The organism is Ramlibacter sp. PS3R-8 (assembly GCF_037572435.1).
Lineage (GTDB): Bacteria > Pseudomonadota > Gammaproteobacteria > Burkholderiales > Burkholderiaceae_C > Ramlibacter.
The window spans coordinates 344,077-365,564 of sequence record NZ_JBBHGT010000001.1; the positions used below are offsets into that span (position 1 = coordinate 344,077).

Annotated in this window: 22 protein-coding genes; 9 read left to right on the plus strand and 13 right to left on the minus strand. The window is 67.6% G+C overall.

Translation table 11 applies throughout. The features are described 5' to 3' along the window. The first annotated feature begins 2 nt into the window (after positions 1–2). Entirely contained in the window at positions 3–443 is a 441-nt protein-coding gene (locus WG902_RS01615; RefSeq protein ID WP_340058141.1) for a CBS domain-containing protein, read from the plus strand. Between the two features lie 32 nt (positions 444–475). On the opposite strand, the gene rsxB is transcribed toward WG902_RS01615, so the two are convergent. The 3 genes from rsxB to WG902_RS01630 all read right to left on the minus strand — a co-directional run bounded on the left by rsxB (position 476) and on the right by WG902_RS01630 (position 3,817). Beyond that, a complete protein-coding gene (gene rsxB / locus WG902_RS01620; protein ID WP_340058142.1) occupies positions 476–1,129 on the minus strand; it encodes an electron transport complex subunit RsxB in 654 nt (217 codons plus the stop codon). Beyond that, positions 1,126–2,502, minus strand: coding sequence for a polyhydroxyalkanoate depolymerase (locus tag WG902_RS01625; RefSeq protein ID WP_340058143.1), 1,377 nt, complete (start codon positions 2,500–2,502; stop codon positions 1,126–1,128). The genes rsxB and WG902_RS01625 overlap by 4 nt, the downstream gene beginning before the upstream one ends. Before the next feature lie 115 nt (positions 2,503–2,617). After that, on the minus strand, positions 2,618–3,817 hold the full coding sequence (locus WG902_RS01630) for an amino acid aminotransferase (protein ID WP_340058144.1): 1,200 nt from the start codon (positions 3,815–3,817) through the stop codon (positions 2,618–2,620). 93 nt (positions 3,818–3,910) lie between these two features. Between WG902_RS01630 and uvrB the strand changes: the two genes are divergently transcribed. The 8 genes from uvrB to fdx all read left to right on the plus strand — a co-directional run bounded on the left by uvrB (position 3,911) and on the right by fdx (position 11,631). Further along, positions 3,911–6,025 carry an excinuclease ABC subunit UvrB gene (gene uvrB / locus WG902_RS01635; RefSeq protein WP_340058145.1) on the plus strand — a complete coding sequence of 705 codons (2,115 nt, stop codon included), beginning with the start codon at positions 3,911–3,913 and terminating at the stop codon, positions 6,023–6,025. A 320-nt stretch (positions 6,026–6,345) separates the two neighbouring features. Beyond that, positions 6,346–6,882, plus strand: a complete 537-nt coding sequence (gene iscR, locus WG902_RS01640) for a Fe-S cluster assembly transcriptional regulator IscR (protein WP_340058146.1) — start codon at positions 6,346–6,348, stop codon at positions 6,880–6,882. Positions 6,883–6,910: 28 nt separating this feature from the next. Then, on the plus strand, positions 6,911–8,131 hold the full coding sequence (locus WG902_RS01645; protein WP_340058147.1) for an IscS subfamily cysteine desulfurase: 1,221 nt from the start codon (positions 6,911–6,913) through the stop codon (positions 8,129–8,131). A gap of 27 nt (positions 8,132–8,158) precedes the next feature. Then, the gene (gene iscU, locus WG902_RS01650) at positions 8,159–8,545 is read left to right on the plus strand and encodes a Fe-S cluster assembly scaffold IscU (RefSeq protein WP_332824296.1); all 387 of its coding nucleotides are present in this window, start codon (positions 8,159–8,161) and stop codon (positions 8,543–8,545) included. A gap of 4 nt (positions 8,546–8,549) precedes the next feature. After that, on the plus strand, positions 8,550–8,873 hold the full coding sequence (iscA, locus tag WG902_RS01655) for an iron-sulfur cluster assembly protein IscA (RefSeq protein ID WP_340058148.1): 324 nt from the start codon (positions 8,550–8,552) through the stop codon (positions 8,871–8,873). Between the two features lie 10 nt (positions 8,874–8,883). Further along, entirely contained in the window at positions 8,884–9,402 is a 519-nt protein-coding gene (gene hscB / locus WG902_RS01660) for a Fe-S protein assembly co-chaperone HscB (protein ID WP_340058149.1), read from the plus strand. Positions 9,403–9,421: 19 nt separating this feature from the next. Beyond that, entirely contained in the window at positions 9,422–11,281 is a 1,860-nt protein-coding gene (hscA, locus tag WG902_RS01665) for a Fe-S protein assembly chaperone HscA (protein ID WP_340058150.1), read from the plus strand. An 11-nt stretch (positions 11,282–11,292) separates the two neighbouring features. Beyond that, the gene (gene fdx, locus WG902_RS01670) at positions 11,293–11,631 is read left to right on the plus strand and encodes an ISC system 2Fe-2S type ferredoxin (RefSeq protein WP_340058153.1); all 339 of its coding nucleotides are present in this window, start codon (positions 11,293–11,295) and stop codon (positions 11,629–11,631) included. An 81-nt stretch (positions 11,632–11,712) separates the two neighbouring features. Here the strand turns inward: fdx and WG902_RS01675 are convergent, their stop codons facing one another. Genes WG902_RS01675 through WG902_RS01720 form a run of 10 tightly spaced genes read right to left on the minus strand, consistent with a single transcriptional unit; the run spans position 11,713 to position 21,486 of the window. Next, on the minus strand, positions 11,713–12,576 hold the full coding sequence (locus WG902_RS01675; protein WP_340058154.1) for an isocitrate lyase/PEP mutase family protein: 864 nt from the start codon (positions 12,574–12,576) through the stop codon (positions 11,713–11,715). After that, positions 12,573–13,925 (minus strand): FAD-dependent oxidoreductase, encoded by a 1,353-nt coding sequence (locus WG902_RS01680; RefSeq protein WP_340058155.1) that lies wholly within the window; start codon positions 13,923–13,925, stop codon positions 12,573–12,575. The genes WG902_RS01675 and WG902_RS01680 overlap by 4 nt, the downstream gene beginning before the upstream one ends. A 2-nt stretch (positions 13,926–13,927) precedes the next feature. Then, on the minus strand, positions 13,928–15,403 hold the full coding sequence (locus WG902_RS01685; protein WP_340058156.1) for a dihydroorotase: 1,476 nt from the start codon (positions 15,401–15,403) through the stop codon (positions 13,928–13,930). Further along, the gene (locus WG902_RS01690) at positions 15,400–15,894 is read right to left on the minus strand and encodes a LeuD/DmdB family oxidoreductase small subunit (RefSeq protein WP_340058157.1); all 495 of its coding nucleotides are present in this window, start codon (positions 15,892–15,894) and stop codon (positions 15,400–15,402) included. The genes WG902_RS01685 and WG902_RS01690 overlap by 4 nt, the downstream gene beginning before the upstream one ends. Then, complete coding sequence (locus WG902_RS01695; protein ID WP_340058158.1) at positions 15,891–17,153, minus strand: 3-isopropylmalate dehydratase large subunit; 1,263 nt, start codon at positions 17,151–17,153, stop codon at positions 15,891–15,893. The genes WG902_RS01690 and WG902_RS01695 overlap by 4 nt, the downstream gene beginning before the upstream one ends. After that, a complete protein-coding gene (locus WG902_RS01700; protein ID WP_340058159.1) occupies positions 17,150–18,124 on the minus strand; it encodes a tripartite tricarboxylate transporter substrate binding protein in 975 nt (324 codons plus the stop codon). The genes WG902_RS01695 and WG902_RS01700 overlap by 4 nt, the downstream gene beginning before the upstream one ends. Then, entirely contained in the window at positions 18,125–18,838 is a 714-nt protein-coding gene (locus WG902_RS01705; RefSeq protein ID WP_340058160.1) for an ABC transporter ATP-binding protein, read from the minus strand. After that, complete coding sequence (locus WG902_RS01710) at positions 18,835–19,605, minus strand: ABC transporter ATP-binding protein (protein WP_340058161.1); 771 nt, start codon at positions 19,603–19,605, stop codon at positions 18,835–18,837. Before WG902_RS01710 ends, WG902_RS01705 begins: the two co-directional genes overlap by 4 nt. Next, on the minus strand, positions 19,598–20,617 hold the full coding sequence (locus WG902_RS01715; RefSeq protein WP_340058162.1) for a branched-chain amino acid ABC transporter permease: 1,020 nt from the start codon (positions 20,615–20,617) through the stop codon (positions 19,598–19,600). The genes WG902_RS01710 and WG902_RS01715 overlap by 8 nt, the downstream gene beginning before the upstream one ends. After that, positions 20,614–21,486 (minus strand): branched-chain amino acid ABC transporter permease, encoded by an 873-nt coding sequence (locus WG902_RS01720; RefSeq protein WP_340058163.1) that lies wholly within the window; start codon positions 21,484–21,486, stop codon positions 20,614–20,616. Before WG902_RS01720 ends, WG902_RS01715 begins: the two co-directional genes overlap by 4 nt. Positions 21,487–21,488: the final 2 nt, after the last annotated feature.

Below are 21,488 nucleotides of genomic sequence, written 5' to 3' on the forward strand. Positions count from 1 at the left end.
CAATGGCCGAACGCACGGTGTTCCAGTCGATCCCGAAGAAGCACGTCCTGAGCCTCGGGCCGCAGCACAGCGTGTGGGAGGCCGCGTGCGCGATGACGCGGGCCAATTGCGGCAGCATCCTGGTGATGGAGCCGCCGGATCGCCTGCTGGGCATCGTCACCGAGCGGGACCTCATGACCCGCGTGCTGGCCAAGGCGCTGGAGCCCAAGCAGACCACGCTGGCGCAGGTGATGACGCCCAACCCGCAATGCGTGCCTCCGGAGACCAAGGTTTCCGATGCGGTGTTGATCATGATCGAGCGCGGCTTTCGCCACCTCCCGGTGGTGGGGCCGGACCGTAAGATCCTGGGCGTGTTCTCGGTGCGCGATGCGCTGCCGCGCGAGATCGGCACGGCCTTGAACCAGGCCGAATTCAACGAACAGGTGAACGACGCGCTGGGTTAGGCTCGGGGTTCGGCTGCGCGCTCACCACCGGACTACGGGGTCCGCTTCGCCCTCGCGCGGGCCAGCGCCGCCTCGATCACGGACTTCTTGCGAGCCAGTTCCGCGCCTTCGGCGCCGTGCGTCAGCGCCGGCAGGTCGGCCAGCTTGGCGCGCGCCTTCTGCTCCATCCGTTCGTCGTGGTCGACGGCTTCGCGCAGCTTGCGCGCCTGGCGCGCCTCGTAGCGCGCGAGGGCCTCGTCGGCCTGCGGCTGCGACCACGCATTCCAGCCGGTGCGCTCGCCCGTGACGTTCTCCAGCGAAATGCAGTCCACCGGGCATACCGGCACGCACAGTTCGCAACCGGTGCAGTACGGCTCGATCACGGTGTGCATGCGCTTGTTGCCGCCGAGGATGGCATCGGTGGGGCAGGCGTCCAGGCACAGCGTGCAGCCGATGCACCAGGCCTCGTCGATCACCGCCATGAGTCGCGGGCCCTCGATCCCGTTGTCGGGGTTCAGCGCGCGGGGGGGACGGCCGGTGATCGCGGCCAGCCGCACGATGCCACGCGCGCCACCCGGCGGGCATTGGTTGATGTCGGCTTCACCCTCGGCCATGGCTTGCGCGTACCCGGCGCAATCCGGGTAGCCGCAGCGCGTGCATTGGGTCTGGGGCAGGGCGGCGTGCAGGCGCGCCGCCTGCGGGCTCACTTGCGGGGCGCGCGCGCCGATGCCGTGGTGCGCGCCTTGACCGGCGTGCGGCGGGCGGCAGCCACGCTGGCTTTGCGGGCCGGGGACCTGGCGGGGGTGGCGGGGCCGGTCTCGTTGAACTTCAGGATGAAGTCGCGGACCTGCGGATAGACCACGTCGCGCCAGCGCCGGCCGCTGAAGATGCCGTAGTGGCCCGCGCCCGCCACTTCCAGGTGCTTCTGGCGCGCCTTCGGCACGTTGACGCACAGGCCGTGCGCCGCCTCGGTCTGGCCGGAGCCGGAGATGTCGTCCAGCTCGCCCTCGATGGTGAAGTGCGCCGTGGTGGTGATGTCCTCCGGCCGCACGCGCTCGAGGTCGCCCTCGGGGCTGATGACATCCCAGGTGCCGTTGACCAGCTGGAATTCCTGGAACACCACCCGGATGGTTTCCAGGTAGTAGTCCGCGTCCATGTCGAGAACGGCGTTGTACTCGTCGTAGAACTGCCGGTGCGCCTCGGCGCTGGTGTCGTCACCCGCGATCAGGTGCTTGAAGTAGTCGTAATGGCTGGACAGGTGCCGGTCCGGGTTCATGGCGACGAACCCCGAGTGCTGCAGGAAGCCGGGGTACACACGGCGGCCGGCGCCCGGGAAGCTGGTCGGCACCCGGTAGATCACGTTCGACTCGAACCACTCGAAGCTCTTGTTCATCGCCAGGTTGTTGACGGCGGTGGGCGACTTGCGGGCGTCGATGGGGCCGCCCATCATCGTCATCGTCAAGGGCGTCTTCTCGCCGCGACTGGCCATCAGCGACACCGCGGCCAGCACCGGCACCGTCGGCTGGCACACGCTGATCACGTGGCAGTTGCCGTACTCGCCTTGCAGGTGGCGGATGAATTCCTGCACGTAGTTGACGTAGTCGTCGAGGTGGAATTCCCCTTGCTCCATCGGCACCATGCGGGCGTTGCGCCAGTCGGTGATGTAGACCTTGTGGTCGCGCAGCATGGTGCGCACGGTGTCGCGCAGCAGCGTGGCGTAGTGGCCGGAGAGCGGGGCCACGATCAGCACCGCAGGCTGTCCCTTCAGGCGGTCCAGCATCTTGGCATCGTCCGAGAAGCGCTTGAAGCGGCGCAGTTCGCAGAACGGCTTGTCGATCTCGACGCGTTCGTGGATCGCCAGTTCGACGCCGTCCACGGTGACCGTCGTGATGCCGAACACCGGCTTCTCGTAGTCCTTGCCCAGGCGGTAGACCAGGTCGTAGCCGGCGGACATGCGCTGCGCGAGGGGATGCTGCCCGAAGGGCGAAAGCGGATTGCTGTAGAGCTTGGAGGCCGCCAGGGCGAAATCGGCGAACGGCTCCATGAGGGAGCGTTGCGCTTCGTAAATCTGGTAGAGCATGGGCGATCCGGGTTGTTGCAGTGCAATATACCAGCCTGGCCCCCAGGCTGGTGCACGTGGAACTACCGATGAGCCAGGAACTTCGGCCAGGCGTCAGGCTGTGCCAGCGCTGTCGTTACTGGACCACTTTGGCGATCGATTCCGTCACGTAGTCCAGGTTCTTCGTGTTCAGGGCCGCCACGCAGATGCGGCCGGTGTCGATGCCGTAGACGCCGAATTCATCGCGCAGGCGCACCATCTGCTCCTTGGTCAAGCCCGAGTAGCTGAACATGCCGACCTGCTGCGTGATGAAGCTGAAGTCGCGCTGCACCCCCTTTTCCTTGAGCTTGGCAACCAGCGCAGTGCGCATCTGCTTGATGCGCATGCGCATGCCGGCCAGCTCCTGCTCCCACAGCGCGCGCAGTTGCGGCGTATTGAGGATGGTGGCGGCGATCTGGCCGCCGTGCGTGGGCGGGTTGCTGTAGTTGGTGCGGATGACCAGCTTCAACTGCGAGAGCACGCGAGACGCTTCCTCCTTGTTCCGGCACAGCACCGAGAGGGCGCCGACGCGCTCGCCATACAGGCTCAGGCTCTTGGAGAAGGAGGTGGAGACGAAGAAGTCCTCGCCCGACGCCATGAACTTCTGCACGGCCGCCCCGTCCTCGACGATGCCCTGTCCGAAGCCCTGGTACGCCATGTCGAGGAACGCCACCAGCTTGCGGCGCTGGACCGCGGCGACCACCTGGTCCCACTGGGCGGGCGTCAGGTCGTAGCCGGTCGGGTTGTGGCAGCAGGCGTGCAGCACGACGATGGTGCCGGCCTCCGCGGTATCCAGCGCCGTCAGCATGCCGTCGAAGTCGATGCCGCGCTTGGCGGCGTCGTAATAGGGGTAGTTTTCAACCGGGAAGCCGGCCTGCGTGAAAATGCCGCGGTGGTTCTCCCAGCTCGGGTCGCTGATCAGGACCTTCGCCCCGGGATTGAGCTTCTTCAGGAAGTCCGCGCCGACGCGCAGGCCTCCAGTGCCACCCAACGCCTGCGCGGTCGCGACACGGCCGGCCTTGACCGGCTCGGAATCGGCCCCAAATACCAGGCTCTTGATGGCGGCGTCGTATGCGGCAATGCCGTCGATGGGCAGGTAGCCGCGGGCCGCGTGGGCGGCCATCATCTTTTCTTCCGCTTTCTGCACGCACTCCAGCAGCGGCAGCTTGCCGTTGTCGTCGTAATACACCCCCACGCCGAGGTTCACCTTCTTCGGATTGGTGTCGGCGACGAACTGTTCGGTCAGGCCCAGGATCGGGTCGCGGGGCGCCATTTCGACGGCGGTGAAGAGAGACATGGGGTTCCTTGGCTGCGGTGGCACGATCGCCCGGCCTGTTGTACGCTGGCCGGCTGCCCGCAATTTTAATGTGTCGTATCAGGGACTTCCCGAATGAGTGCAATACCCGGGGCCACGGAGGCCCAGCAGGAAGAGAAAAAAGGCGAATTCCTCACGTTCCCGGACTCCCCCTTCGAGCTGTTCATGCCTTACCCGCCCGCCGGCGACCAGCCGCAGGCCATCGAGAAACTCGTGGAAGGCGTCAGGGACGGCGAGGTCTTCCAGACCCTGCTGGGCGTCACCGGCTCCGGCAAGACGTTCACCATGGCCAACGTCATCGCCCGGCTCGGGCGGCCGGCGATCGTGTTCGCGCCGAACAAGACGCTGGCGGCGCAGTTGTATTCCGAATTCCGCGAGTTCTTCCCCAAGAACGCGGTCGAGTACTTCGTCAGCTACTACGACTACTACCAGCCCGAGGCGTACGTTCCGCAGCGCGACCTGTTCATCGAGAAGGACAGTTCGATCAACGAGCACATCGAGCAGATGCGCCTGTCGGCGACCAAGAGCGTGCTGGAGCGGCGCGACACGGTGATCGTGGCGACCGTCTCGGCGATCTACGGCATCGGGGCCCCCGAGGACTACACCCAGATGCGCTTCATCTTGCGGGTGGGCGACAAGATCGGTCAGCGCGACGTGATCGGCCAGCTGATCCGCATGCAGTACAACCGCAACGAGCAGGATTTCGCCCGCGGCACCTTCCGCGTGCGGGGCGACACCATCGACATCTTCCCGGCGGAACACTCCGAACTGGCGATCCGCATCGAGCTGTTCGACGACGAGGTCGAGTCGCTGCAGCTGTTCGACCCGCTCACCGGCCGCATCCGGCAGAAGGTGCCGCGCTTCACCGTGTATCCCTCGAGCCATTACGTCACGCCGCGCGAGAAGGTGGTGGGGGCGGTGGAGTCGATCAAGCAGGAGCTGCGGGAACGCCTGGACTTCTTCGTCAAGGAAGGCAAGCTGGTGGAGGCGCAGCGGCTGGAGCAGCGCACCCGGTTCGACCTGGAGATGCTTGCCGAGCTGGGTCACTGCAAGGGCATCGAGAACTACACGCGCCACCTCTCCGGCGCGCCGCCCGGCGCACCGCCATCCACCTTGACGGATTACCTGCCCAAGGACGCGCTGATGTTCCTGGACGAGAGCCACCAGATGATCGGGCAGCTCAATGGCATGTATGCGGGCGACCGCGCGCGCAAGGAGACGCTGGTGGCGTACGGCTTCCGCCTGCCCTCCGCCATGGACAACCGGCCGTTGAAGTTCGAGGAGTTCGAGACGCGCATGCGGCAGGTGATCTTCGTGTCGGCCACGCCCGCCGATTACGAGAAGACGCACGCCGGCCAGGTGGTCGAGCAGCTGGTGCGCCCCACCGGCCTGATCGACCCGGAGATCGAGGTGCGGCCGGCCACCCACCAGGTGGACGACGTGCTGCAGGAAATCCGCATCCGCGTCGAAAAGCACGAACGCGTGCTGATCACCACGCTGACCAAGCGCATGGCGGAGCAGCTCACCGACTACCTCAGCGACAACGGCGTGAAGGTGCGCTACCTGCACAGCGACGTGGACACCGTGGAGCGCGTGGAGATCATCCGCGACCTGCGCCTGGGCCAGTTCGATGTGCTGGTGGGCATCAACCTGCTGCGCGAAGGCCTGGACATCCCGGAGGTGTCGCTGGTGGCGATCCTGGACGCCGACAAGGAAGGCTTCCTGCGCGCCGAGCGCTCGCTGATCCAGACCATCGGCCGGGCTGCGCGCAACCTGAGCGGCAAGGCGATCCTGTACGGGGACCGCGTGACCGACTCGATGAAGAAGGCGATCGACGAAACCGATCGCCGCCGCACCAAGCAGGTCGCCCACAACCTGGCGCACGGCATCACGCCGCGCAGCATCCAGAAGCAGATCCGCGACATGATCGACGGGGTCTACAGCGAGAAGGCGAGCAAGGAGAAGGAAAAGCAGGAACTGCAGCGCGCGATGGTCGAGGACATGACCGAGAAGGACATCTCCAAGCGCATCAAGCAGCTGGAAAAGCAGATGCTGGAGCACGCCCGCAACCTGGAATTCGAGAAGGCGGCCCGCGTCCGCGACCAGCTTGCCATCCTCAAGGAACAAGCCTTCGGCGCCGTCGTGCACGACAACGTGGTACCGATCGACGCGGGCAAGAAGAAGGGATAGAACTTCCGGACGCAGAAGGCGCAGAAGTTACGCAGAAGCCGCAGAAAAAACCAAGAAAAAAGGATTTGGATTCGGTTCCTTTTGCGCCTTCTGCGTAACTTCCGCGCCTTCTGCGTCCGGCTGTGGGCTTTGGCCGAAGCGCGCCCCGTCCCGTCGCGAGATGCTGCACTGCAGAAAGACCTGAGTACCCGAGCGGGCCAGTGGGGTTTTCTGCTATACTTGACGGAAATAGTCAGGAACCCCATGGGTGGGAGACGACCGCGTGCGGCGGGTGCCGCGCCGGGTATGGAAAAGCAAGCCAGCAACACAAGGAGCTAGCGATGCGTCTCACGACCAAAGGCCGCTTTGCGGTCACTGCAATGATCGATCTGGCACTGCGCCAGAACAATGGCCCCGTCACGCTGGCGGCGATCAGTCAGCGCCAGCAGATTTCCCTGTCCTACCTCGAGCAGCTGTTCGGCAAGCTGCGCCGGCACGAGCTGGTCGAGTCCACCCGCGGCCCGGGCGGCGGGTACACGCTCGGCCGCAAGGCGGCCGAAATCACCGTGGCCGACATCATCGTGTCGGTGGACGAGCCGATCGACGCCACGCAGTGCGGCGGCAAGGAAAACTGCCAGGGCGACGGCGGCCGCTGCATGACGCACGAGCTGTGGTCGGCGCTGAACCAGCGCATGGTCGAGTTCCTCGACTCCGTCTCGCTGCAGAAGCTGGTGGACGACCAGCTTGCCAAGGGCATGCAGATCGAAGACAAGCCGACGCCCAAGCGCGCGATCTCCAGCGCTCCCGTGGTCAAGCCGATCCGCGTGAACGGGCCGAACTCGGTGTTCGCGCTCGGCAACTCGTTCGCCAAGCAGTAATTCCAACCGCCAGCAGAAGACGCCAGCAATGGACATGACGCCTCATTTCCCGATTTACATGGACTACGGCGCGACGACGCCGGTGGACCCGCGCGTGGTCGACGCCATGATCCCGTGGTTGCGCGAGCACTTCGGCAATCCCGCATCGCGCAGCCATGCGTGGGGCTGGGAAGCCGAGGCGGCCGTCGAAAAGGCCCGCCAGCAGGTCGCGGACCTGATCGGCGCGGACCCGCGTGAGATCGTCTGGACATCCGGCGCCACCGAGTCGAACAACCTGGCCATCAAGGGCGCGGCGAACTTCTATTCGACCCGCGGCAAGCACCTGATCACGGTGAAGACCGAGCACAAGGCGGTGCTCGACACCATGCGCGAGCTGGAGCGGCAAGGCTTCGAGGTGACCTACCTCGACGTGCAGGAAGACGGCATGCTCGACCTGGACAAGTTCAAGGCGGCGATTCGCCCGGACACGATCCTGGCCTCGGTCATGTTCGTCAACAACGAGATCGGCGTCGTCCAGGACATCACGGCCATCGGCAACATCTGCCGCGAAAAGGGCGTGCTGTTCCATGTGGACGCGGCCCAGGCCACGGGCAAGGTCGAGATCGACATGAAGACGCTGCCGGTGGACCTGTTGAGCCTGGCCTCGCACAAGACCTATGGTCCCAAGGGCATCGGCGCGCTGTACGTGCGCCGCAAGCCGCGGGTGCGGCTGGAAGCGCAGATGCATGGCGGGGGCCATGAGCGCGGCATGCGCTCGGGCACGCTGCCCACGCACCAGATCGTCGGCATGGGCGAGGCCTTCCGCATCGCCCGCGAAGAGATGCAGAAGGACCGGGAGCACGTGCGCGCACTGCAGCAGCGCCTGCTCGACGGCCTGAAGGACATCGAACAGGTGTTCATCAACGGCAACGTGGAACACCGCGTGCCGCACAACCTGAACATGAGCTTCAACTTCGTCGAAGGCGAGTCGCTGATCATGGGCATCAAGGGCCTGGCCGTGTCGTCCGGCTCGGCCTGCACCTCCGCCTCGCTGGAACCCAGCTACGTGCTGCGCGCCCTGGGCCGCAGCGACGAACTGGCGCACAGCAGCCTGCGCATGACCATCGGCCGCTTCACCACCGCCGAAGAGATCGACTACGCGGTGTCGACCATCAAGCAGAACGTCGCCAAGCTGCGCGAGCTCAGCCCGTTGTGGGAGATGTACCAGGACGGCATCGACATCAGCACCATCCAGTGGTCGGCTCACTGACAAAGAAACACGGAATCGGAGTACCAAATGGCCTATTCGCAAAAAGTCGTCGAGCATTACGAGAACCCCCGCAACGTCGGATCCTTCGAGAAGGGTGACGAGAGCGTCGGCACCGGCATGGTGGGCGCGCCCGCCTGCGGTGACGTGATGAAGCTGCAGATCAAGGTGAACCCGGCCACCGGCGTCATCGAGGACGCGCGCTTCAAGACCTACGGCTGCGGCTCCGCCATCGCGTCGAGCTCCCTGGTCACCGAGTGGGTGAAGGGCAAGACGCTGGACGAGGCGGCTTCGATCAAGAACGCCCAGATCGCCGAGGAACTGGCGCTGCCGCCGGTGAAGATCCACTGTTCCATCCTGGCCGAGGACGCCATCAAGGCGGCGGTGCAGGATTACAAGAAAAAGCACGCGAACTGACCCGATGGCTGTGACCCTGACCGAAGCCGCGGCACGGCACGTCACCCGGTACCTGTCCAGGCGCGGCAAGGGCGTGGGCGTGCGCCTCGGCGTCAAGACGACCGGCTGCTCCGGCCTGGCGTACAAGCTCGAATACGTGGACGACATGGCGCCCGAGGACATCGTCTTCGAGAACCACGGCGTCAAGCTGCTGATCGACCCGAAGAGCCTGGCCTACATCGACGGCACGGAGCTCGACTTCGTGCGCGAGGGCCTGAACGAGGGCTTTCGCTTCAACAATCCCAACGAGCGGGATCGCTGCGGCTGCGGAGAGTCTTTCCGCGTCTAGCGTGCCGCGCGTGAACCTGCAGTCCAGCGACTTCGACCTGTTCGGCCTGCCGCAGCGCTTCGCTCAGGAGCCGGCGGCCATCGCCGCCCGCTGGAAGGACCTGCAGCGCGAAGCGCACCCGGACAAGTTCGCGGGCGAAGGGGCCGCCGCCCAGCGTGCGGCGCTGCAGTGGTCGGTGCGCATCAACGAGGCCTACCAGCGCTTGAAGGACCCGCTCAAGCGCGCGGCCTACCTGTGCGAGCTGCGCGGCGCGCCCATCGACTCCGAGAACAACACCGCCATGCCCCCCGAGTTCCTGATGGAGCAGATGGAATGGCGCGAGGCGCTGGACGAAGCGCAGGGGGAGGGCGACCTCGAAGAGATCTCCGGGCGCGTGGCTGAACGGCGGCGCGAGATGCTGGCCCGCATCGGCCAGCTGCTCGACCTCGAGGGCGATGCGCCGGCGGCCGCGCAGGACGTGAGAGCCCTCATGTTCATCGAGCGCTTTGCCGAGGACGTCGAAGCGCGCCTCGCACAACTGGGACAATAGGCGCAACGCTTTTCACGCCATGTCCCTGCTGCAGATCTCCGAACCCGGCGCCTCGCCCGACCCCCACCAACGCCGCATCGCGGTGGGCATCGACCTCGGCACCACCCATTCCCTCGTGGCCGCCGTGCGCAACGGCGTCGCCGAATGCCTGCCCGACGACTCCGGCCGCGTGATCCTGCCGTCCGTGGTGCGCTACCTCGGAGAGGGCCGGCGCCAGATCGGGCACGACGCGCAGGCCGCGCAAGCCACCGATCCCGAGAACACCATCGCCTCGGCCAAGCGCTTCATGGGCCGCGGCCTGGCGGACATCGCCAACCGCGAAAAGATGCCGTATCGCTTTGGCGACCAGCCCGGCATGGTCACGCTGCTGACGCGCGAGGGCGAGAAATCCCCGGTGGAAGTCAGCGCGGAAATCCTGGCGACGCTGCGGCATCGCGCGGAAGACACCTTCAACGACGACCTGCATGGCGCGGTGATCACCGTGCCGGCGTATTTCGACGACGCGCAGCGGCAGGCCACGAAGGACGCCGCGCAGCTGGCCGGCTTGAACGTGCTGCGGCTGATCAACGAGCCGACGGCTGCCGCCATCGCCTACGGCCTGGACAACGGCAGCGAGGGCCTCTATGCCGTCTACGACCTGGGCGGCGGCACCTTCGACATCTCGATCCTGCGCCTGTCGCAAGGCGTGTTCGAAGTGGTGGCCACCGGCGGCGATTCGGCGCTCGGGGGCGACGACTACGACCGCGCGCTGGCCGACTGGATGCTGAAGCTGGCGCGCATGCAGGCGGAGACGCCGGGCGAAAAGGCTGCAGTCAAGATGTTGGCGCGGCAAGTGAAAGAGCAGCTGACCGGCCAGGCGACTGTCACGGCTTCGGTGAACGTTGGCGGCCGCTCGGTGGACGTGACCGTCACCCGTGCCGATTTCGAGGCGCAGACCAGCGAACTGACGGCGCGCACGATGGGCGCGGTGCGCAAGGCGCTGCGCGATGCCAAGCTGCGCAAGGACGAAGTGCAGGGCGTAGTGATGGTCGGCGGTTCCACCCGCATGCCGCAGGTGCAGAAGGCGGTGGCGGAGTTCTTCGACCGACCGCCGCTGAACAACCTGAATCCCGACGAGGTGGTGGCGCTCGGCGCCGCTGTGCAGGCCAACCAGCTGGCGGGCAACAACCCGGCCGGCGATTTGCTGCTGCTGGACGTGATCCCGCTGTCGCTCGGCATCGAGACCATGGGCGGCCTGGTCGAGCGCATCGTGCCGCGCAACGAGACCATCCCGACCGCCAAGGCGCAGGACTTCACCACCTTCAAGGACGGCCAGACCGCGATGGCGATCCACGTGGTGCAGGGCGAGCGCGACCTGGTGGCGGATTGCCGCAGCCTGGCGCGCTTCGAGCTGCGCGGCATCCCGCCCATGGTGGCCGGTGCCGCGCGCATCCGCGTGACGTTCACGGTGGACGCCGACGGCCTTTTGAACGTGTCGGCCCGGGAGCAGGGCAGCGGCGTCGAGGCGCAGATCGACGTCAAGCCTTCCTACGGCTTGTCCGACGAGCAGATCGCCACCATGCTGCGCGAGAGCTTCACCACCGCCGAAGCCGACATGAAGGCGCGCGCGCTCACCGAAGCGCGCGTCGACGCCGAGCGCATGATCCTGGCCACCCAGAGCGCGCTGGATGCGGACGGCAACCTGCTCGCGGCTGCCGAACGCAAGCGCATCGAGCAGCTGATGGCGACGCTGCGCGAGACCGCGGCGCAGAGCCACGATGCGGCCGTCGTCGAGGCTGCGGTGCAGTCGCTGGCGAAAGGCACCGAAGCGTTCGCGGCCGACCGCATGAACGAGGGCATCCGCCGGGCGCTGGCCGGCAAGAGCCTCGAAGAAATCTGACCCTTCCACCCATGCCCGTCATCAAGATCCTGCCGCATCCCGAGTACTGCCCGAATGGCGCCGAAGTGAAGGCGCCCGCGGGCACCTCGATCTGCGAGGCGTTGCTGGACAACGGCATCGAGATCGAGCACGCCTGCGACATGAGCTGCGCGTGCACCACCTGCCACATCATCGTGCGCGAGGGCTTTGCCTCGCTCAACGAGATGGAAGAGGGCGAGGAAGACCTGCTGGACCGCGCCTGGGGCCTGGAGCCGAACTCGCGCCTGTCATGTCAGGCGATCCTGGAGCAGAAGGACCTGGTGGTCGAGATCCCGAAGTATTCGATCAACCACGCGAAAGAGAAGCATTGAGGTCGTGGACGGCGGGGTCGCTCCGCGAACCCGCCCTACGATCGGTTCCCGCAGGGCGGGTTCGCGAAGCGACCCCGCCATTCATTCGTACTGCTTCCCCCGCGCCAGCAACTCCGGCGTCCCGATGACGGCATTCAGCCCGTCGAAATCCAGCATCTCCCCGCGCATGCCTGCGGTCGTTCCCTCTGCTTTCAAGCTTCCGTAGTACCGCTGCAGCGTATGCGCCACGGCGCGCGCTGTGCCGCCGGGGAAGATGACGATGCGGAATCCCAGCTTGCCGAGCTCTTCCGCGCCCAGCACCGGGGTTTTGCCGCCTTCCACCATGTTCGCCAGCAGTGGCACGCGCGCCGCAAACCGCGCACAGGCCTCTCGCATCTGCTCCGGCGTGCGCAGCGCCTCGATGAACAAGGCGTCGACACCGCATGCGAGGTAACGCTCGGCGCGTTCCAGCGCCGGCTGCAGGCCTTCTACGGCCAGCGCATCCGTGCGCGCCAGGATCAGTGTCTCGCTGCTGCGCCGCGCATCCAGCGCCGCCCGCAACTTCCCGCACATCTCCCGGACCCCGATCACCGTCTTGCCGTCCAGGTGCCCGCAGCGCTTGGGGAAGCCCTGGTCTTCCAGCTGGATCATCGCGGCGCCCGCGCGCTCGAATTCGCGCACGGTGCGCTGCACGTTCAACGCGTTGCCGAAGCCGGTGTCCCCGTCCACGATCACGGGCAGGTCCACGCGGTCGGTGATGTGCGCCAGGGTTTGCGCCACTTCCGTCGCGGTGGTCAGGCCGATGTCGGAGCGGCCCAGCCGCGTGTAGGCGATGGAAGCCCCGGAGAGGTACAGCGCCTCGAACCCGGCCTGTTCCGCCACCAGGGCACTCAGTGCGTCGTACACGCCAGGCGCCAGCAAGGGCTGCGGCCGTTGCAGCAGGGATTTCAAGGAAGGAGTGCTCATGACGATGTTCCTGTTCCGAGTTGCCGTGCCGCCGTGTGCGCCGCGATCCAGCCCCCGGCCACGGCGCTCAGCAACCCGTTGCCGGAGAGATAGCCCCACACCGCGTTGCCGCTGACGCCACGCGCAGCACCGCCCGCAGCCAGCAGGTTGGGGAACACGGTGGCATCGGGCCTCCGCACGCGGCACTCCGCGTCGATGTCGAGTCCGCCCTGGGTGTGGAACAGCGCGCCCGTCACGCGCACTGCGTGGAACGGGGGTCCGAAGCGGGCGATCTCGGCCGCCAGCGAGGCGGCGTCGCAGCCGATGATGGCCGCAAGTTCGTCCCGGCCCGCTGCGGTGCGCAAGGCGCCGGCCGCCTCGGCATCGCGGAAGTCCGGGAATTCGCGCGCCAGCGACAGCTGCCGGTCGCCGAAGACGTTCCAGGCCGTGCCCCCCGGCTGCGCAAGGACAGCCACCGCCGCTTCCGAGTAGCCCTGGGTCTCGTCGTGGAACCGCGCGCCGCGCGCGTTCAGCTGCACGCCGCCTTCCATCATCACCGCCCACGTCATCAGCGCGCCTTGCGGCACCACCCACGATCCGTGGCCCTGGTAGCCGCCCAGGTCCGCGGCAGCGGCCCCCAGTTCGCGGCCCCACAGGATGGCGCTGCCGTCGTTGCCGGCATGGCCGGCGAAGGTGGCCTCGCGCATCGCCGGCAACAGCTCGCCGACCAGCGCAGGGTTGCCGCCGAAGCCGTTGCAGGCGAGCAGGAGGACGTCGCAGCCGATGCGCTCGATCACGCCGTCCGGCCGCTCCACACCGATGCCGAGGATGCGGTCTCCTGCGTCCGCATGCAGTTCCACCGCGCGCGCCGATGTCAAGAGGTCCACGCCACTGCGGCGTGCGGCAGCGAGCAAGGCGCCCACCAACGCCGCGCCCGTGCGCTCCGCAAGGGTGTGCATGCGATGGACGCGGTGTCCGGGATAGAGGAATTTGTCCAGCACTTCGAACTGCAGGCCGTGGCCGGCGAGACGATCGATCGCAGGCCCTGCCGCCCGCGTGTACGCCTGCACCAGGTGCTGCGCCGCGGTGCCCTTGGCCTTGTGCGAGATGTCCTGCGCGAACAGCTCGATGCTGTCCTGGATGCCCTGCGCGGCCTGCACCCGCGTGCCGGCGGCAGGAATGAATCCCGAGGAGAGCGCGGTCGACCCGCTGGGCGTCGCGTCCCGTTCCACGACCAGGCCATCGATGCCGGCCTCCTTCAACGCCACGGCCGCCACCAGCCCACAGGCGCCGCCGCCGACGATGGCCACCGGCACGTGCACTTCGGCATCGAAGCGGCCGGTACGCACGACCCGCGGCTTCGCGGCCATGCTCAGTCCGTCGGGCGGAACAGGTACTGCCCGCGCGGCTGGCCGATCACGCCCCTGTCCTGGGCGTAGATCTGTTCGCCGCGCAGCCAGGTCCCCTCCACCCGCGCCGACAATTCGATGCCTTCGAAGGGCGTGTACCCCTGCGTCGACGGCGAGTCCTTCGCATGGATGGTCCAGGTCTTCGCGGGGTCCACCAGCGCCAGGTCGGCGTCATAACCCTCGGCGATGTCGCCCTTGCGGTTCAGGCCGAAGCGCTGCGCGGGCGTCCAGCTGGTCACGCGGGCCATGTGGTTGTAGCCCATGCCGCGCCGCGTTCCTTCGCTCACCAGCGACGGCAGCAGGTATTCCGTGCCGCCAAAGCCGCTCTTGGCCATCCAGATGTTGCCGAAGTAGTGCTTGGGCACCTTCAGTTCCTGGCGGCAGCAGGCGTGGTCGGACACCACCCAGTCCAGTTCGTCTTCCAGCAGCGCCTGCCACAGGAACTCCACGTCCTCGCGCGGCCGGATCGGTGGATTCACCTTGGCAAGCTCCGCGGCCTTGGAGTGGATGTCCAGCATCAGGTGGCCGATCGTCACTTCGCGGCGGAAATCGATGTGCGGAAACACGTCGGCCATCATCAGCGCCGCCTGCACCGCCTTGCGCGAGCTGAGGTGCAGCAGGTTGATGTTGGGCAGCGCGGTTTCGTTGGCGAGGTAGCTGGCGATGAACACCGCCAGGCCTTCCGAATGCTGCGGGCGCGACGCGCTGTACGCCGCCAGGCCCGACAACGACTTGTCTTTCTCGACGATCTTGCTGTAGGCCGTCATGATCTCGGCCGTCTCGCAGTGCAGCGAGAGCGAGATCTGGTGGGCCCGCTCCGGCATCTTCTCCCGCGCCGCCTGGATGCCGCGCATGATGAACTCGAAGTGCGCGTAGTCGTAGCGCTGGTCCTCGCCGATCATCAGGAACTGCCGCTGCGAATCGCTGGCGCCGTGCAGGCCGTGCGAGCCGTAGAACATGAAGATCTTGAAGCTGGCGACGCCGTGCTTCTCGATCAGCATCGGGATCTCGTCGATGTGCGTGCTGTCCATCGGGGCGAGGTGGTAGCCGTAATCCACGTGGAAGCGGTTGCGGCTGATGTCCAGCACTTCGGGGAAGAACTCGGCGTACGGACCGCCCTTGTTCAGGTAGTACTGGCCGGTGCGAAAGTAGTTCAGGCTGGAGGTCACCCCGCCCATGGCCGCGGCCTTGGACTCGGTGACCGCGTCCTCCGCCAGCGGCGAATAGATGCCCGCGTGCATGTGCGCGTCCACCACGCCGGGGAAGGCCAGCAGTCCGCGGCCTTCCTGCACCTGTCGAGCCTGGGTGGGGTCGATGGCCGGCGCCACCTTGGCGAACTTGCCGTCGCGGATGGCGATGTCGGATGCGTGCACCGTGTTGCCATGCGGGCGGACCACGCGCACGTTGCGGATCAGCAGGTCGTAGAGGGGAGCGGTCACGGGGAGGTCCTCCGGTGGAAGCGGGTTCGAAGTTGTGGCAGCAGCCCGCCGGCCGCGACCATGTCGAGCAGGAAGGCGGGGATGGGATCGGCCGGCAGCACCTCGCCGTTCGGGCGGGTGACGGTGCCGGCCTCCGGGTCGAAAGCGATGCGTTCGCCTTCCACGATGCGCTCGCAATCGGCGCATGTGAGCAGCAACAGGCCCAGGTTGAATGCGTTGCGGAAGAACAGGCCGGCGAAGGAAGGGGCGATGACGGCGGCCACGCCGAGATGACGCAGTGCGGCCGCGGCCTGTTCGCGCGAGGAGCCGATGCCGAAGTCGCGGCCCGCCACGATCACGTCGCCCGGTCGTACGGCGCCCGCGAATTCCGGCCGCAGCGCGTCCAGGCAATGTTGCGCGATCACGTCCACGCCGTGCTGCATCCAAGCGCCTGGAGCGAGCGCGTCGGTGTCGACCTCGGCACCCAACCGCCAGGCGCGATGCAGCGTCACTGCAGCACCTCGCGCGGGTCGCTGATGCGGCCGGCCAGCGCCGACGCCGCAACGGTGTATGCCGAGGCCAGGTAGACCTGGGTGGTGGGCGGGCCCATGCGCCCCTTGAAGTTGCGCGCGGTGCTGGAGATCACGGTTTCATCGGGGCCGAAGCTGTCGCCATAACCGGCGCAGACACCACAGGCGCTGGGCAGCAACTCGGCGCCGGCGTCGGCCAGCACCTGCCAGGTGCCTTCGCGCTGCGCCTCGTCGCGGTCGGCGTGGCTGGCGGGCGCGACGAGCAGTCGCACGCCCGCTGCGACGTGGCGGCCACGCAGCACCTGTGCGGCATAACGCAGGTCTTCGAGCTTGGCTCCGGTGCAGGCGCCGATGTAGGCGGTCTGGATGGCGACGCCCGACAGCTCGCTGGCGGCTCGCGTGTTGGCGGGGCTGAACGGCGCAGCCACTTGCGGTTGCAGCGCACCGGCGTCGAAGACGTGTTCCTCGTCCGCGCTGCCTTCGTCCGAGGACCAGGTTGCGATGTCGACGTCGGGCGCGCCGTGCGCCGCCAGCCAGTCGCGCGTCACTTCGTCGGGCGCGATCAGTCCCACTTGCGCGCCGAGCTCCGCGCTCATGTTCGCCAGGGTCATGCGCTCGTGCATGGGCAGGGCCCGCACCGCGTCGCCAGCGAATTCCACGGCCTGGTAGCCGCCGCCGTTCATGCCGAAGCGGCCGATCAGCGCCAGCATCATGTCCTTGGCCGCCACGCCCGCGGCGAGCCTGCCGTCCCAGCGCATGCGGATCGTGCGCGGCACCCGCACCCAGATCTCTCCCGTCGTCACCACGCCCAGCATCTCGGTGCTGCCCACGCCGAACATGTAGGCGCCGAAAGCACCGCCGGTGGGCGAATGCGAATCGCCACCGACGCAGAACAGGCCGGGCCGGATGTGGCCGTGCTGCGGCACCACCACGTGGCAGATGCCGATGGAGTCGTACACGTGCGGCAATTGCTGGTCGCGTGCCCAGTCGCGCGCGATGCGCACGATGCGCCGCGCGTCGTCGCTGCGCTCCGGCACGTAGTGGTCCATCACCAGCACGATCTTCGACTTGTCCCAGAGCTGCGCGCCCAGTTCCTCCAGCATCGGCTGCAGGCGACGCGGGCCGGAGGAGTCGTGGAACATCGCCAGGTCCACCTTGCAGGTGACGATCTCGCCCACGCGCACAGCATCCCGCCCGGACGCGCGCGCGAGCAGCTTCTGGGCGAGGGACTGCGCGGTCATTCCGGCTTCGCCCCCGAGTACTTCACCACCTTGGCCCAGCGTTTGATCTCCTCCTGCACGAAGCGGCCGAACTCCTCCGGCGCGTTGCCGACCGGCGTTGCGCCTTCGGACTCGATGCGCCGCTTCACCTCGGCCGAGCCGACCGCTTGCCGCGCCGCGTCGCTGGTGCGCTTGACCAGGTCCGCCGGCATGCGGGCAGGGCCGAACAGGCCGAACCAGGCGCTGGACTGGTAGCCGGGAAGTGCCTCGGCGATCGCCGGCACGTCCGGAAACGCAGCCAGCCGCGCGGGGCTGGTGACCCCCAGTGCCTTGAGCTTGCCCGCGCGCACGTGGGCCTGCGCGTTGCCGATGTTGGCGAACATCAGTTGCACCTGGCCGGCCAGCACGTCCTGGATAGCCGGCGCGGTCCCCTTGTACGGGATGTTCACGACATAGGTGCCCGACATCATCTTGAACGCCTCGCCCGCGAGGTGCACCGAGGACCCCAGCGCACCGATCGCGAAGTTCAGCTGGCCCGGGCGGCCCTTCAGCAGCGCGATGAGTTCCTTCAGGTTGTTGGCCGGCACCGACGGGTGGGCGACCAGCAGCGCGGGCGTGGTGGACACCATCGTCAGCGGCGTGAAGTCCTTGACCGGGTCGAAAGGCAGCGTGGGGTAGAGGGACGCATTGATGGCATGGCTGGTGAAGCTCATCAGAAGCGTGTTGCCGTCTGGGGCGGCCTTGGCCACCAGTTCGGCTGCGATGTTGCCGCCGGCGCCGGGGCGGTTCTCGACAACGACGGTGCGCCCGAGGACGCGACCCAGCTCCGCGGCCAGCGCCCGCGCCATGGTGTCCGTGGTGCCACCGGGAGGCGCGCCGACCAGGATGCGAACGGCCTGTTGCGATCCTTGCGCCTGCACGCGCAGCGCGGCGAGCGCGCCCGCAACCAGGACGACACGACGTGACCATCGATCGGGATTCTTCATGCTCATTCAGACTCCAAGATACGCCTGGCGCAGCCGGTCGGTGGCCAGCAACTCCGCGCTGCTGCCGGAGAACTGGATCGCCCCGTTCTCCATCACGTAGGCGCGCTGCGCGATCTCCAGCGACTGCGCGACGTTCTGCTCCACCAGCAGGATCGACAGGTTTTCGGCGTGCAGTTGCGCGATCAGCCCGAACAGTTCCTCCACCAGCAGCGGCGAGAGTCCCAGCGACGGTTCGTCCAGGATCAGCAAGCGCGGCTCGCCCATCAGGCCGCGGCCGATGGCCAGCATCTGCTGTTCGCCACCGCTCATGGTGCCGGCGAGTTGCCCGGTGCGTTCCTTCAGGCGGGGGAAGATGGCAAAGACCCGCTCGAGGTTGACGCTGCGGTTGGCGCGCGCGCGCGCGAAGGAGCCCAGCTCCAGGTTTTCCAGCACCGACAGGTTGGGGAAGATGCGGCGGCCTTCCGGGACGTGGATGAGCCCGGCGCCGACGATGTCGCGGTAATGCGCGTGGCTGGTGTCACGGCCATCGAAGCGGATGCTGCCCGCGCGGGTGGCGACCAGCCCGCTGACAGTCTGGTTGAACGTGCTCTTGCCGGCGCCGTTGCTGCCAAGCAAGGCGACGATCTCGCCCGGCGCCACGTCGAGGTCGATGCCGCGCAGCACTTCCACCGCGCCGTAGCCACTGCGCAGGCCGCGCACGGACAGCAACGGGGCATTCATGCTGCCGCCTCCCGCGCCGCCGCGGCCAGCCGGCCGAGCCGTTGCGCCGCACCGTGCCCCAGGTAGGCCTCGATGACGCGCGGATCCTGCGTCACCTGCGACGCCGAGCCTTCGGCGATCAGTTGCCCCTGCGCCAGCACCCAGACGTGCGCGGCGAGATGCATCACCGCCTGCATGACGTGCTCGATCATCAGCACGGTCACGCCGCCGGCCGCGATGTCGCGCACCACGGGGATCATCTCGGCCACTTCCTGCGGGTTCAGTCCCGCCAGTACTTCGTCCAGCAGCAGCAGGCGCGGCTGCGTGGCCAGCGCACGCGCCAGCTCCAGGCGCTTGCGGCCGGCCACCGTGAGGTCGCCGGCGGGCTTGTCGAGTTGCGGCGCAAGTCCGAGTCTCCGCGCTACCGCATCGGCTTGAGCCAGTGCGGTGTGACGGTCGGCGCAATGCAGGTGCGCGCCCACCGCGATGTTTTCGCGCACCGTCTGCGCCGCGAAGGGCTGCACGATCTGGAAGGTGCGGGTCATGCCGCGCCGGGCGTTCATGTACGGCGGCCGCCCGGTGATGTCCTGCCCATCGAAAGCGACCGTTCCCCGGTCCGGCCGGATGAACCCCGACACCAGGGCGAACAGCGTGGTCTTGCCGGCGCCGTTCGGGCCGATGAGGGCACTGATGCTGCCGGCCGGCACGTCCAGCGACACGTCCTGCACCGCGGCGAGGCCGCCGAACGATTTCGACACACCGCGCAGGCGCAACAGCGGCTCAGCCACGGGGTGCCTCCTTCGGCTCGACGGCTTGCGACGCAGGCGCGGCGCGCGGCGACCACAAGCGCCAGACCGACTGGCCGAGCCCCAGCACCCCACGCGGCGCGAACATGACGATCACGATCAGCACCACGCCGTAGATGATCATGTTGATGCCGGGCAAGCCGCCGAACAGGCTGCGCGTGAAGTCGGCCAGCAGGTGCAGCACCAGCGCGCCCACCACCGGCCCCCACAGCGTGCCGAGTCCGCCGACGATGGCTGCGACCAGCGCCTCCACCGAGGTATGCGGTCCGTACGCGATCGCCGGGTCGATGTACTGGAACACCTGCACGTAGAGTGCGCCGGCCGAGCCCATGAACGCGCCGGACCAGCCGATCGCACCCAGCTTCACCCGGAAGGGGTCGACGCCGATCGCGCGGGCCGCATCCTCGTTGTCGCGCACGGCCTGCAGCCACGCGCCGAAGCGGGAGTGCCGCAGCCAGGCGGTGACCAGCAGTCCCAGCACGACCAGGCCGAGCGCCAGCCAGACGAAGCCCATCCGGTCCGGGAACTGCATGTTCGCCACGCCGGGTTTCAGCGGCAGCATCAAGCCGACGCCGGCGCCCGTGAAGGGCACGGACAGCGCGAGGATGCGGAACACCTCGGCGAAGGCCAGCGTCACCAGCGCGAAGTAGGAGCCGCGCAGGCCGTAGCGAAAGGAGAGGGCGCCCACCATCAGCCCCACCAATGCCGCTGCCAGGATGGCCAGCGGCAACGCGACCCACGGGCTGAGTCCGCCCTGGACCTGCGCGATGGCCTGCACGTACGCACCGGTCCCGAAAAAGAGCGCATGGCCGAACGAGAACTGGCCGCCATAGCCACCCAGCAGGTTCCACGCCTGCGCCATCAGGCAGCCGAACAAGGCCGTCATCAGGAAGTTCAGGAGCACGCCGGAACGCGTGACGAGCGCGAGCATCGCCACCAGCAGCGCGAACACGGCGATCTGCAGCAGGTCGCGCTGCCACGTGATGGGCTTCATGCCTTCGCCCCGAACAGTCCCTGCGGCCGGAACAGCAGCACGGCGATGAACAGCAGGAAGATGCCGACCTGTCCCAGGGACTCGCCGAACCACAACCCGCCCAGCGACTCGACCACCCCGATCAGCAGCCCGCCGAGCAGTGCGCCCGCAAAACTGCCCATGCCGCCCAGCACGACGATGGTGAAGGCGACCAGCACGAAGCCGTTGCCGACCTGTGGATTCACGTAGTACGCCGGCAGCAGGAAGCAGGCGGCCGCGCCGAGACACGCCAGGCCGATGCCGAAGCTCATCGCGTAGACGTGATCGACGTCGATGCCGACCAGGCGGGCGCCGTGCTTCTCGCGTGCCACCGCGCGGATGGCGCGGCCGAGGTCGGTGCGCCGCACGATCCACAGCAGCACTGCGGACACCGCCAGTGCGCCCGCGAACGCCACCAATTTGGGCACGGCGATCATCGCCGGCCCGATCGCCACCGTGGCCAGCGTGTACGGGGTCTCGATGCTGCGGGTGTCCGACTTGAAGGCCAGCAGCGCCACGTTCTCCAGCACGATGGACAGGCCCAGTGTCACCAGCAGGATGTTCTCGTCCTTGCCGTGGCTGGCCCGGTTGATGATGCCGCGCTGCAAGGCGTAGCCGGCGGCGAACATCACCGCCACCATGGGCAGGACGGCGAAGTAGGGGTCCAGGCCCAGCGACTGCTTGAGGAAATAGACGCCGTACAGCGCCATCATCAGCGCCGCGCCATGGGCGAAGTTGATGATGTGCAGCACGCCGTAGATCAGCGTGAGGCCAAGCGCCACCAGCGCGTACACCGCGCCGGTGGTCAGGCCGTTGAGCACGGCGGAAAACAGGATGCCGGAGTCGAACATGC

Bases quoted from the DNA above. Each gene is read 5' to 3' on its own strand.
- WG902_RS01615 (WP_340058141.1), top strand. From the start codon at position 3: ATGGCCGAACGCACGGTGTTCCAGTCGATCCCGAAGAAGCACGTCCTG.
- WG902_RS01625 (WP_340058143.1), bottom strand. From the start codon at position 2,502: ATGCTCTACCAGATTTACGAAGCGCAACGCTCCCTCATGGAGCCGTTC.
- WG902_RS01630 (WP_340058144.1), bottom strand. From the start codon at position 3,817: ATGTCTCTCTTCACCGCCGTCGAAATGGCGCCCCGCGACCCGATCCTG.
- uvrB (WP_340058145.1), top strand. From the start codon at position 3,911: ATGAGTGCAATACCCGGGGCCACGGAGGCCCAGCAGGAAGAGAAAAAA.
- iscR (WP_340058146.1), top strand. From the start codon at position 6,346: ATGCGTCTCACGACCAAAGGCCGCTTTGCGGTCACTGCAATGATCGAT.
- WG902_RS01645 (WP_340058147.1), top strand. From the start codon at position 6,911: ATGGACATGACGCCTCATTTCCCGATTTACATGGACTACGGCGCGACG.
- iscU (WP_332824296.1), top strand. From the start codon at position 8,159: ATGGCCTATTCGCAAAAAGTCGTCGAGCATTACGAGAACCCCCGCAAC.
- iscA (WP_340058148.1), top strand. From the start codon at position 8,550: ATGGCTGTGACCCTGACCGAAGCCGCGGCACGGCACGTCACCCGGTAC.
- hscA (WP_340058150.1), top strand. From the start codon at position 9,422: ATGTCCCTGCTGCAGATCTCCGAACCCGGCGCCTCGCCCGACCCCCAC.
- fdx (WP_340058153.1), top strand. From the start codon at position 11,293: ATGCCCGTCATCAAGATCCTGCCGCATCCCGAGTACTGCCCGAATGGC.
- WG902_RS01675 (WP_340058154.1), bottom strand. From the start codon at position 12,576: ATGAGCACTCCTTCCTTGAAATCCCTGCTGCAACGGCCGCAGCCCTTG.
- WG902_RS01680 (WP_340058155.1), bottom strand. From the start codon at position 13,925: ATGGCCGCGAAGCCGCGGGTCGTGCGTACCGGCCGCTTCGATGCCGAA.
- WG902_RS01695 (WP_340058158.1), bottom strand. From the start codon at position 17,153: ATGACCGCGCAGTCCCTCGCCCAGAAGCTGCTCGCGCGCGCGTCCGGG.
- WG902_RS01700 (WP_340058159.1), bottom strand. From the start codon at position 18,124: ATGAGCATGAAGAATCCCGATCGATGGTCACGTCGTGTCGTCCTGGTT.
- WG902_RS01705 (WP_340058160.1), bottom strand. From the start codon at position 18,838: ATGAATGCCCCGTTGCTGTCCGTGCGCGGCCTGCGCAGTGGCTACGGC.
- WG902_RS01715 (WP_340058162.1), bottom strand. From the start codon at position 20,617: ATGAAGCCCATCACGTGGCAGCGCGACCTGCTGCAGATCGCCGTGTTC.
- WG902_RS01720 (WP_340058163.1), bottom strand. From the start codon at position 21,486: ATGTTCGACTCCGGCATCCTGTTTTCCGCCGTGCTCAACGGCCTGACC.